The sequence below is a fragment of the Methylobacterium marchantiae genome (genome assembly GCF_042679825.1).
Lineage (GTDB): Bacteria > Pseudomonadota > Alphaproteobacteria > Rhizobiales > Beijerinckiaceae > Methylobacterium > Methylobacterium marchantiae.
The window spans coordinates 25,440-37,757 of record NZ_JBHTND010000007.1 but is presented as its reverse complement, the minus strand read 5'-3'; the positions used below and the strand labels follow the sequence as shown (position 1 = coordinate 37,757).

The 12,318-nt window shown below is 64.7% G+C and carries 5 protein-coding genes; 2 read left to right on the top strand and 3 right to left on the bottom strand.

The annotated features are described in order from the left end of the window. Window positions 1-332: 332 nt before the first annotated feature. Window positions 333-2,867 (bottom strand): glycogen/starch/alpha-glucan phosphorylase, encoded by a 2,535-nt coding sequence (locus ACFQ4G_RS07050; protein WP_238205826.1) that lies wholly within the window; start codon window positions 2,865-2,867, stop codon window positions 333-335. A gap of 328 nt (window positions 2,868-3,195) precedes the next feature. Between ACFQ4G_RS07050 and ACFQ4G_RS07045 the strand changes: the two genes are divergently transcribed. Beyond that, window positions 3,196-4,821: an alpha-amylase family glycosyl hydrolase gene (locus tag ACFQ4G_RS07045; RefSeq protein ID WP_238205823.1), complete on the top strand. Its 1,626-nt coding sequence runs from the start codon at window positions 3,196-3,198 to the stop codon at window positions 4,819-4,821. A gap of 144 nt (window positions 4,822-4,965) precedes the next feature. Then, window positions 4,966-6,495, top strand: a complete 1,530-nt coding sequence (glgA, locus tag ACFQ4G_RS07040; protein WP_238205821.1) for a glycogen synthase GlgA — start codon at window positions 4,966-4,968, stop codon at window positions 6,493-6,495. A gap of 110 nt (window positions 6,496-6,605) precedes the next feature. Here the strand turns inward: glgA and glgB are convergent, their stop codons facing one another. After that, a complete protein-coding gene (gene glgB, locus ACFQ4G_RS07035; protein WP_379039965.1) occupies window positions 6,606-8,918 on the bottom strand; it encodes a 1,4-alpha-glucan branching protein GlgB in 2,313 nt (770 codons plus the stop codon). Further along, entirely contained in the window at window positions 8,919-12,176 is a 3,258-nt protein-coding gene (gene treS / locus ACFQ4G_RS07030; RefSeq protein ID WP_238205819.1) for a maltose alpha-D-glucosyltransferase, read from the bottom strand. It lies immediately after the preceding gene. Between the last annotated feature and the right edge of the window lie 142 nt (window positions 12,177-12,318).

Sequence of the window (12,318 nt, the reverse complement as noted above, 5' to 3'; positions counted from 1 at the left end):
CTGATCGACTGCCAATCATCGGCGTTATGGCTAGTGGCTTTCCATTCTCTCTGTGAGAATCCTAGCGCATGCGACCTTCTCGCGATGCGCGCGCCTGTTCCGGGATGAAGGCGCGATGATGGTGATCACGTTGATCCGATAGTCGTCTCGATACGGCAGGAGGATTTGGACTATTCACGTCCGAGGAGACCGGCTTCGCGCCTCCACGACCTGAAGAGAAGCGGCCTGCTGCATCCGACCGGACATTGACGTCCGGTCGGATGCAGCAGGCCGCTGTGTCGAAGTCAGTTCGTCCGAACAAAGATGATCGCGCCTTCGAATCGAGGCCGTTCTCAGCCCACCTTCACCCGCCAGATATCCTGGGCATATTCCCTCATCGAACGGTCCGACGAGAACCAGGCCATCCGCGCGGTATTGAGGATCGCCTTCCTCCACCATTTGGCCTTGTCGATCCAGGCGGCGTCGATCTCGCGCTGGACCCGCCAGTAATCGTCGAAATCGACGGTCAACAGGTAGCGGTCGTTGTGGCGAAGGTCGTCCACGATCGGTTGGAACCGGCCGGGCTCGTCCGGCGAGAACCCACCGGCGGCGATGAAGTCGAGGGCCGCGGAGAGGCGCGGCGAGGCCGCGATGGCTTTCGCCTGATAATCCGGCTCGGCTACGCGCGCCTGCACTCCGGCGGCGTCGAGGCCGAAGATGAAGATGTTGTCCGCTCCGACATGGTCGCGGATCTCGATATTGGCCCCGTCGAGCGTGCCGATGGTCAGTGCGCCGTTCAGCGCCAGCTTCATATTGCCGGTGCCGGACGCTTCCATGCCAGCCGTGGAAATCTGCTCCGACAGGTCGGAGGCCGGGATGATCGCCTCGGCGAGACTGACGCGGTAGTTCGGCAGGAAAACCACCTTGAGGCGGCCGGCCACATCCGGATCGTCGTTGACGAGCTTGGCGACGTCGCAGGCGAGCTTGATGATGAGCTTGGCCTGAACGTAGCTCGGGGCGGCCTTTCCGCCGAAGATCTTGACGCGCGGCGTCCAGTCCCTGTGCGGCTCGGCCTTGATCGCCTGATAGAGCGCCACCGTCTCGATGACGTTGAGAAGTTGGCGCTTGTATTCGTGGATGCGCTTGATCTGCGTGTCGAAGAGCGCGGACGGATCGATGACGATACCGGTATTCTCGGCCACGACCTTGGCCAAGGCCTCCTTGCGGGACTTGCGCATGGCGGCATAGCGCGCCTGGAAAACCGAATCCTCGGCATGGTCGGCAAGGCCGAGCAGAGCCTCGGGATCGTCGAGCACACGCTCGCCTACGACTTCCACCGCCAGCTTCGTCAGCTCGGGGTTACAGTTGTGGAACCAGCGGCGGAAGGTGATGCCGTTGGTCTTGTTGACGATCTTGTCGGTGTCGAGGGCGTGGAGGTCCTTGAACACCGTGGAGCGCATCAGATCGGTATGAAGCGCCGAGACACCGTTCACCCGACGGGCGCCGAGGAAGGCGAGATGACCCATCCGCACACGCTTGCCGTGCGCTTCCTCGATGAGAGAGACAGAAGCGAGCTGGGCGGCATCCGCCCTGCCGTGCCGTCCCTGCTCTTCGAGATGCATCCAGTTGATGAGGTAGATGATCTGCATGTGGCGCGGCAGCAGCCGCTCCATCAAGCCGACCGGCCAGGTTTCCAGAGCCTCGGGCAGGAGGGTGTGATTGGTGTAGCTCAGCGTATTGGTGGTGACGTGCCAGGCGTCCTCCCAGGTGAACCCGTGATCCTCGAGGAGGATGCGCATCAGCTCGGGAACGGCGATCGCCGGATGCGTGTCGTTGAGCTGGATCGCGGCATGGTCTGGCAACGACCGCAGGTCGCCGCGCTCGGCCACGTGCCGGGACACGAGGTCCTGCAGCGAGGCTGAGGTGAAGAAGTATTCCTGACGCAGGCGCAGTTCCTGGCCGGCCTCGGACGAGTCGCTCGGATACAGCACCCGCGAAATCGCCTCGACCTTCGAGCGGGCGGCCACGGCGCCGACATGGTCGCCGCCATTGAAACTCGCGAGTTCGATCGGCGATTCCGCCTCCGCCTTCCAGAGGCGCAGGGTATTGACGTGCTTCCCGCGCCAGCCGACCACCGGGACGTCGTGCGCCACGGCACTGACCGTCTCGGCCGGGTGCCAATGCCGGCGGATCACTCCGTCCGAGATCGCCGACATGGTGACGTGACCGCCGAATCCGATCGTATAGGTCGCCTCGGGACGGACGAACTCCCAAGGATTGCCCTCGGAAAGCCAGGTCTCCGGCGCTTCCTTCTGCCAGCCATCCTCCAGGGATTGCTTGAACAGGCCGTGATCGTAGCGGATCCCGTAGCCGATGGCCGGGATCGACAGGCTGGCCATGCTCTCCATGAAACAGGCCGCCAGGCGTCCGAGCCCGCCATTCCCGAGCGCGGCGTCGGGCTCGGCCGCCTCGACATCGCCGAGGTCGATACCGAGGTCGCGAAGCGCCCGGCGGGTCGTGTCCACGAGGCCGAGATTGTTCATGGCGTCCGACAGGAGCCGGCCGATGAGGAATTCGAGGGAGAGGTAATAGACACGTTTGTTGGGAACGCTGGTCGACTTGCCATCCATGCAGGCGTCGACGATCCGGTCGCGCAGGGCCAAAGCGGTCGCAGCGAACCAATCCCGCTCGCGGGCCGTCGACGGCGTCTTGCCGATCGCATAGGCGAGCTTGGTGAGGATCGCCTCGCGCAGATCGGCAACAGGGTCGCCGGACACCGTCTTGGCGGGAGCGGTCCAGCTCAGGCCGGCCACCGCCTCGACCGCACCGCCGGTCCGTGTCGTCAGCTCCTCGCTTCGAGCGGGAGCGGCCAGGATTTCGTTCAGCATCGTGTCATTCCCCCTCATGGTCGCTGCCGCGGAGCGTTTTACGCCATCCGCTTCTGCTGGCGGTGACCGTGCGGCGACGTCGTTGTCGAGAGTCCAGCATCACGGGACCCGAGCCGTATGCCGGTCGCTCCCAGTCCTCTCGATTCGTCAACCTCGCAGCGAAACCGTTCGGGAATGAGACCATTTCGCGCTGAAGGTTTCATGAATGCGGCAGATCAGCGCTCGGGGTGTGGCAGATCTACAATCCATCGCGGGGTCGCCTCGCGCGTCGGCAAAGGCTAAGCTCGTCGCGTATCCAGGGCGCGAAGCGGCAGAACCCGGGGGATGGATGGCGGACGACGATACGATTCTTCCAGCTCGGACGGAAACCGTCTGGTGGAAGCGTGGAACCGTCTACCAAGTTTATCCACGCTCGTTCCAGGATACGAACGGCGACGGCATCGGCGACTTGGCCGGGATCACGCGCCGGCTCGACTATCTCGCCTGGCTCGGTGTCGATGCGGTCTGGATTTCGCCGATCTATCCCTCACCCATGGCGGATTACGGTTATGACGTCGCCGATTATTGCGGTGTCGATCCGCTCTTCGGCACCTTGTCCGACCTCGACGAGTTGATCGTTCAGGCCCATGCCCGCAGGCTCAAGGTCATCCTCGACTTCGTCCCGAATCATTCGTCGATCGAACACCCCTGGTTCGCCGAGAGCCGCTCATCACGTGAGAATCCGCGTCGGGACTGGTACATCTGGCGCGATCCCGCCCCCGGCGGCAGACCGCCCAACAACTGGTTGAGCAATTTCGGCGGCCCTGCCTGGACCTTCGACGAAGGTCGCGGTCAATATTATTACCACGCCTTTCTTCCCGAGCAGCCGGACCTGAACTGGCGAAACCCCGCCGTGCGGGACGCGATGCACGAGGTGCTCCGTTTCTGGCTCGACCGTGGCGTCGACGGATTCCGGGTCGACGTGATCTGGCACCTGATGAAGGACGAGGGATTTCGCGACAATCCGACGAATCCCGCCTTCCATCCCGAACAGCCTGAGATCAACCGTTTCGAGCAGGTCTATTCCGCTGACCGGCCGGAGGTCTTCGACGTCATTGCCGGCATGCGGCGCGTGCTCGACGGCTACGACGACCGCGTGCTGATCGGCGAGATCTACCTCCCGATCGAGCGGCTGGTGGCGTATTACGGCTCGGACCTTTCCGGCGTCGACCTGCCTTTCAACTTCCAGCTAATTCAAACGCCCTGGCAAGCCGATGCGGTCGGGGCGCTCGTGGACGAGTACGAGGATGCATTGCCGCCGGGCGGCTGGCCCAACTGGGTGTTGGGCAACCACGACCAGCCGCGCATCGCGGCACGGGTCGGCGAGGCGCAGGCACGGATCGCGGCGATCCTCCTCCTCACCCTGCGCGGCACGCCGACGGTCTATTACGGCGACGAGATCGGCCTCGCCCATGTGGAAATTCCGCCCGAGCGGTTGCGCGACCCCTGGGGTTTCAATGAACCGGGACATGGCCGCGATCCAGAGCGCACGCCGATGCAATGGGACGATACCCAACATGCCGGCTTCACCACCGCGGAGCCCTGGCTACCGCTCAGCGCCGACTACGATACGCGGCACGTGGAAGCGCTGCGGGACGAATCGAGGTCGATCCTGACTCTCTACCGGCGACTTCTCCATCTGCGCCGCGCGCACCCGGCCCTGGCGGTAGGAAGCTACAGGCGACTTGAGACACCGAACCTCGATCACGTCCTGGCCTATGATCGGGCGGAGGCGGGCGAGACGCTACGGATCGTCCTGAACTTTTCGCCCGCTCCCGTCGTGTTTCCGCTCTCCGGCGAACCGGGATGGATCATCCTGCTCTCGACTCATGCCGGTCGCAGCGACGTCGCGCTCGCGGATACCCTCGATATCTCCGGAAACGAGGGCGTGGTCCTCGTCAGACATCCGGCCTGACGCGTTCTCCCGAAGCGGAAAGGAAAAAACTTTTGCAGCGCCGAATTTTTCTCGCGCCGCAATAAAGTGAACGTAGTATTAACCACCCCGATGGCTTGAGTTGTGCATCGCAACGAGCACGATCCGCCCTTGGGGTCTTCTAGAATGTCGGCGTCGACCACGTCCAATGCGTCTCACGCCCTCTCCACCGCCTATGGCGATGCGGGCGCGGACGTCACCCGCCGTCTCTCGCTTCAGCCCCGCATTCTCTACGCGACTCCGGAAATGTCGGATTTCGTGAAGACCGGCGGTCTCGGCGAAGTGGCCGGCGCCCTGCCCCGCTCTCTCCGACGCCACTACGATGTCCGTGTCCTCATCCCGGGCTATCGGCAGGTGATCGAGCGCTTCGACCACATCCCAGTCGTCGCTCATCTTCACGGACACGCCGGCGTGCCGCCCTGCGACCTCGGCCTCGTCGAGACCGGCGACGGCCTCAAGGTCTACATCCTTCTCAGCGCCGACCTCTACCAGCGTGACGGTACGCCCTATGGCGATGCACAAGGCGACTTTCGCGACAACGACCTGCGCTTCGCCCGCCTGAGCCTTGCAGCGGCGGAGATCGCCGGCGGCGTCGATCCGTCCTGGTCCGCCGACCTCCTCCATCTCAACGACTGGCAGACGGCGCTGGCTCCGGCCTATCTCGCCTGGACCGGGCAGCGTGTCCCGAGCGTGCTGACGATCCACAATCTCGCTTATCAGGGCCTGTTCTCCAGCGACTCCCTCGGGCGCCTCGGGGTACCGGACGGCGCATTCCAGATGGATGGCTGCGAGTTCTACGGCCACCTCTCCTTCCTCAAGGCCGGCATCTACTACGCCTCGCATGTTACCACGGTGAGCGAGACCTATGCCCGCGAAATCATGACTCCCGAATCGGGCTGCGGCCTCGACGGACTGCTGCGTACCCGCGCGTCCCAAGGGCGCTTGGCCGGCATCCTGAACGGGATCGACGAAAGCTGGGATCCGCGCACCGATCCGCATCTCTCCGCGCGCTTCGAACCGGATGACTGGAAGGGCAAACGCGCGAATGCCGAGACCGTCCGACGCAAGTTCGGTCTCGCAGTCTCGCGCGGGCCGCTCTTCGCCATCGTCTCGCGTCTCGTCCACCAGAAGGGCATCGACCTGAGCCTCAGCGCGGCCGAGGCCATCGTCGCCGAGGGCGGCCAGATCGTCGCGATCGGTCAGGGCGAGAGCCGTTTCGAAGGTGCGTTGCGCGACCTCGCCCGCCGCCATCCCGATTCTGTCGGCGTCCATGTAGGGTTCGAAGAGAAGGAAGCACGGCGGATGTTCGCCGGCAGCGACTTCCTGCTCATGCCTTCCCGCTTCGAGCCCTGCGGGCTCGCGCAGATGTATGCCCAGCGTTTCGGCTCGCTGCCGATCGTACGGCGCACCGGCGGCCTCGCCGATACGGTCGAAGATGGGGTGACGGGCTTCACCTTCGGCGAAGCCTCTCAGAAAGGTTTCCTCGGCGCAGTCCGGCGCGCCCTCGACACGTTCGGCCAGAAGAAGCGCCTCAACGCCATGCGCCGCCAGGCCATGTCGCGGTCCTTCACCTGGGACGGGGCGGCGATGGATTATTCGGCGCTCTATGCCCGCGCACTCGGCAACGGCGGGGGTCTCCGTTCCCGCTTGGCCTGATCCGGGATATCCGTACGATTGGCTTAAGAGAAAGGGCGCCGGTTCGACGAACCGGCGCCCTTTCAGTATCCGGAACTCGGCGAACGAACGTCCGCCGAGTTCCGCAAATATCAGCTTTCCCGCACGAAGATCATCGTTCCAAGCGGCGGCGCCGTCAGGACCACCGAGTGCGGCTGGCCGTGACTCTCCACGGGCTCGGCCTGAACACCGCCCATATTGCCGATATTCGCGCCGCCATAACGCTCGGAATCCGAGTTGATCGCCTCGCGATAGAATCCCGCTTCCGGAACGCCGATGCGGTAGCCTTCCCGCGGGATCGGCGTGAAGTTCGAGACGACAATGGCGACGTCCCCCGGATTCATGCCCTTTCGGGCCCAAGCGATCACGCTGTTGTCCTGGTCATCGGCGACGAGCCACTGAAAGCCAGCCGCCTCGCAGTCCTTGACGTAGAGCGCTGGCGTCGAAGCATAGAGGTTATTCAAGTCGCGGACGAGGTCCTTCATACCGCGATGCAGATGGTCGTCGAGCAGATGCCAGTCGAGGCTCTGATTGTGGTTCCATTCGCGCTGCTGTCCGAACTCGCCCCCCATGAAGAGCAGCTTCTTGCCCGGATGGCCCCACATGTAGCCGAAATAGGCGCGCAGGTTCGCGAATTTCTGCCAGCGGTCGCCCGGCATCTTGTCGAGAAGCGAGCCTTTTCCGTGAACGACTTCGTCATGCGAGAGCGGCAGGATGAAGTTCTCGGAGAAGGCGTAGAGTAGACCGAAGGTGAGATCGTGGTGGTGGTAGCGGCGATGGATCGTCTGCTTCGACATGAATTCCAGGGTGTCGTGCATCCACCCCATGTTCCATTTGAAACCGAAGCCGAGACCTCCGGTATAGGTCGGGTGCGAGACGCCGGGCCATGAGGTCGATTCCTCTGCGATCGTCATCGTGCCGGAAGCGTGGCTGTAGGTCGCTTCGTTGGTCTTGCGCAGGAAGTTGATGGCGTCGAGGTTCTCGTTGCCCCCGTATTGGTTGGGGATCCACTCGCCCTGACGACGCGAGTAATCGAGGTAGAGCATCGAAGCGACAGCATCCACGCGCAGGCCGTCGAGGTGATAGTGCTCGAGCCAGAAACGGGCATTGGCGGCAAGGAAGCTCGACACTTCCGTACGCCCGAAATTGTAGATGTAGGTGCCCCAATCCTGGTGGAAGCCCTGACGAGGGTCGGCATGCTCGTAGAGATGCGTGCCGTCGAACTGGCCGAGACCATGGGCATCGAGCGGGAAGTGTCCTGGCACCCAATCGAGCATCACGCCGATGCCGGCCTCGTGGGCCTTGTCGACGAAGGCGGCGAAATCGTCGGGCGTGCCGAAGCGACTCGTCGGCGCGAACAGCGAAACTGGCTGATAGCCCCAAGAGCCGTCGAACGGATACTCCGTGATCGGCAGCATCTCGATATGGGTGAAGCCCATCTCCTTCACGTAAGGGATCAGGCGCTCGCCCAACTCTTTGTAGGTCAGGTAGCGATTGCCCTCCTCGGCGACCCGAGCCCATGAGCCGAGATGGACCTCGTAAATGGATATGGCGGTGTGGCGAGGATCCTTCTCACCCCGCGTCGCCATCCATTTCGCGTCGTTCCAGACGGGCGCGTTCGTGCCCTGGAGCACGGAGGCCGTCTCCGGCGGCTTCTGCGCCGCAAAGGCGACGGGGTCGGCCTTCAAGGGCAGCAGGGCACCGTCGGGACCACGGATCTCAAACTTGTAATGGGCTCCAGCACCGAGCCCGGGAACGAACAGTTCCCAGATGCCGCCTGTCTGCCAGAGCCGCATGGGGTGGCGGCGGCCGTCCCACTCGTTGAAATCACCGACGATGCTCACCCGGCGGGCATTGGGCGCCCAGACCGCGAAGCGGAAACCAGCGATGCCGTCGATAACCATGGCCTGCGCCCCGAGCACCCGATAGGTGACGTCGCTGCCGATTTCGCGAAGGTTATCGATGTCCTGCTGATGCAGCGACGAGCCGAAGCTGTAGGGGTCGTGTCGCGTGCGCTCTGTACCGTCCCAGCCTTCGACCGCGAGTTCGTAGAGCGGACGTCCCTCGCTCTGCACGCGAGCAACGTAAAACCCGTCCTGGTGGCGCCGCTCGAACGGGATCCGATTGCCGGCGGTAAGAAGGGTGGCCGACTTTGCCTCGGGCAGGATGACCCGCACTTCCCAGAGGCCGGGGCCGATCTGGTGAGGGCCGAGCACGGAGAACGGATCGCCGTGATCCGCCCTCATCACCGCGGCGACCGCGTCCGGATGGACGCCCTGAACGGTCGACGTATCGGCATCGGCCTGGCGGGAACTCCCCGACGCGGCCGAGCGGTCCGCGATCCGTTCGGACCGCTTCCGCTCCTGCTCGGACGTCTTCGCCAGGCTCTCGTCGATATCCGTCATTCAAACGCCTCTCTTGGTGTCGTCCAGAATTGTGAGAACCCCACGGGCTGGGATTTCGATCCAATCCGGCCGGTTATTGGCCTCGTAATCGACTTCGTAGAGGGCCTTCGCCAGGAGCGAGAGCGACAGCAGCCGCGTCTCGGTCTCCGGGTCCGTCACCGCGGCGCGGCTGGTGGAGGCCACGGCACGGTAGGCGTCGAGGAACGCGGCATCGATCATGCCGCGCCAGGCGATGGACGCGCTGCGGGCGCGGCCTTCCGAATCCGCGAACCGGCTCGCGATCTCGCGGGTGACGGTCTCGGCGCCGTAAGCGAAGGAGCGCAGCATCCCGGCGACGTCGCGCAGCGGCGTCGACTTGGCGCGGCGCTCGTCGGCGGGGCGAGCGGGCTCGCCCTCGAAGTCGATGATGATGAGGTCGCTCTCGGAGGCGAGAACCTGGCCGAGGTGGAAATCGCCGTGGATGCGGGTCTTGGTCGCCCCCACCGGCGCACGCGCCGTCATGTCCTCGATCAGAAGCTCGACCTCGCGGCGGCGGCCGGCCAGCTCGGTGATCGCCGTGCTGGAGGTGCGTCCCGCCAGGGCGTCGAGGGCGCGGAACGCCCGCTCGCCGAGACGGCGCGCGTCTTCCCCGAGGTCGCGCAGGTCGTCATGCGTGAACGGCTCGGGCGCGAAGGCCGGGTCGTCGGTCTCGATGGCGAAGGCGTTGTGGAGCTCGGCGGTGCGACGGCCGAGGAGTTCGGCCCAGCGCAGGTGCGGAGCGAAGGCTTCGGTCGGGTCCGGCGCCTCGCTTTCGGGCGCGAGCACGACGGTGTCGAAGTCGCGGCGCAGGCCCTCCAGCATCAGGGTCCAGGCATCGCCCTGGTTCGGCACGAAGGCCTGAAGCACAGCCAACGCCGTCCGCGTCCCGTCCTCGGCCACGTGCTCGACGACGCCGAGCAGGGCGGGGGTGTTGGCGAAGCCCGCCTGCTCGGTGAGGAAGCGGCCGACCTCGATCTCGGGATGGACGCCCGTTTGCATGCGGCGCAGGAGCTTGAGCATCATCTTCGAGCCGATGGCGATCGAGGTGTTGCTCTGCTCCGCGTTCAGGCTGCGGACTTCCGCCAGGTCCACGGCCACATCGCGATCGAAGGCCGAGGTATGGGAGAAGACGAGCCTGCCGGTCTCTGTCGGCAACTCGAGGCCGTTGCGCATCCCATCGATGAGGGCGACCGAGAAGGCAGGCGACGCGGAGGCCCCGAACAGGAGGCCCGTGCGCGGTCCGCGACGGACGCGGGCGACCGCATGCGACAGCAGCGTCTCGTCCTCACGGCCCTCATCGACCCCGAGGGGAACGAAGTAATCCTGGCGCTCGCCGTTGGCGAGATGCACCGCCACGCGCGGCAGCAGGAAGCGGGTTGCGCCGCCGGCATCCTTCAGCGTGGCACTGTCGATCACGGAGACCGACTTGATGCGGGTGCCCTTGGCGCCGAACCAGCGGCGGGTGCCGATAAAGCGCGGTGCCACGGTGCGCTCGAAGGCGGTCCGCTCGCGCCCGGCCATGAGGGTCTCGACCCCGCCGGTGAGGACGAGCGTGAACAGTTCGGGCGTCTCCGGCTGCGGGCCGATCTGTCCGGCATTCGCGGCGTTGAGGGAGAACCAGTAAAACCCGTAGGACGGGAGCGTGAGCAGGTAGGGCAACTCGCCAATGGCCGGGAATTCCGATCCGCCGGTGAGCTCGATCGGCACGGCGCTGCGGAACTCGGAAAGGTCGAGCTGCACCGCCTGCGGCGCGCGGGACAGGTTGGCGACGCAGAGCACGCGCTCGCCCTCGAACTCGCGGATCCAGGCCAGGACCTTGCGATTGGTGGGATACAGGAACTGCATGCCGCCGCGCCCGAGGGCGACGGAGTTGTTGCGGATCGCGATCATGCGGCGCGTCCAGTTCAGCAGGCTCGTCTGCGACTGGGTCTGCGCCTCGACGTTGATGGCGTCGAAGCCGTAGATCGGGTCCTGCACCGAGGGCAGGAAAAGCTTGGCCGGATTGGCGCGGGAGAAGCCGCCGTTGCGGTCGGGCGACCATTGCATCGGGGTTCGCACGCCGTCGCGGTCGCCGAGATAGATGTTGTCGCCCATGCCGATCTCGTCGCCGTAATAGAGCACCGGCGTGCCGGGCATCGACAGGACGAGGGACTTCATCAGCTCGATCTTGCGGCGGTCGTTTTCGAGCAGCGGAGCGAGGCGGCGGCGAATACCGAGATTGATGCGGGCACGGCGCTCGGCGGCATAGAACGACCAGAGGTAATCACGCTCCTCCGCCGTCACCATTTCGAGCGTCAGCTCGTCATGATTGCGAAGGAAGATCGCCCATTGGCAGCCCTCCGGAATCTCCGGGGTCTGGCGCATGATGTCGGTGATTGGATGCCGGTCTTCGCGGGCGATCGCCATGTACATGCGCGGCATCAGCGGGAAGTGGAACGCCATGTGGCATTCGTCGCCGTCGCCGAAATACTGCGCCGTCTCTTCCGGCCACTGATTAGCTTCCGCCAGGAGCATGCGGTCGGGATAGCTCGCGTCCAGCGCCGTGCGGATCGCCTTGATGACCGTGTGGGTCTCGGGCAGGTTCTCGCAGTTCGTGCCGTCGCGCTCGATCAGGTAGGGGATCGCGTCGAGGCGCAGACCGTCCACGCCCATGTCGAGCCAGTACCGCATGACCTCGATCACGCCTTCCAGCACGGCCGGATTGTCGAAGTTCAGGTCCGGCTGATGACTGTAGAACCGGTGCCAGAAATACTGCTTGGCGACCGGATCCCAGGTCCAGTTCGAGGTCTCGGTATCGAGGAAGATGATACGCGTGTCGGAATACGGTGTGTCGGTGTCCGACCAGACGTAGAAGTCGCGCTCGGGTGAACCGGCCGGCGCCTCGCGGGCGCGCTGGAACCAGGGATGCTGGTCCGACGTGTGGTTGATCACGAGCTCGGTGATGACGCGCAGGCCACGGTCATGCGCCGCCTCCACGAATTTCCGGAACTCCTCCATCGTCCCGTAGGACGGGTTCACGTCGCGGTAGTCGCCGATATCGTAGCCGTCATCGCGCAGCGGCGAAGGATAGAACGGCATCAGCCAGATGGCGGTGACCCCGAGGTCCCGCACATAATCCAGCTTCTGCGTCAGGCCCTCGAAGTCGCCGATCCCGTCATTGTTCGAGTCGAAGAACGACTTGACGTGGATCTGGTAGATGATGGCGTCACGGTACCATTGCGGATCGCTACGATCGATCATCGCGTCGTTGCCTCATGCGTCGGTTTCAAGGGCGTGTTCGGCGTCGCGGCCAGCGCCGGTCGCTGGAGCGAACGATGCCGTAGCGTCGGCCGCAGCTTTGGCACCAGCTTCTGGGCGACAACGCGACGGACGGCTGAAAACT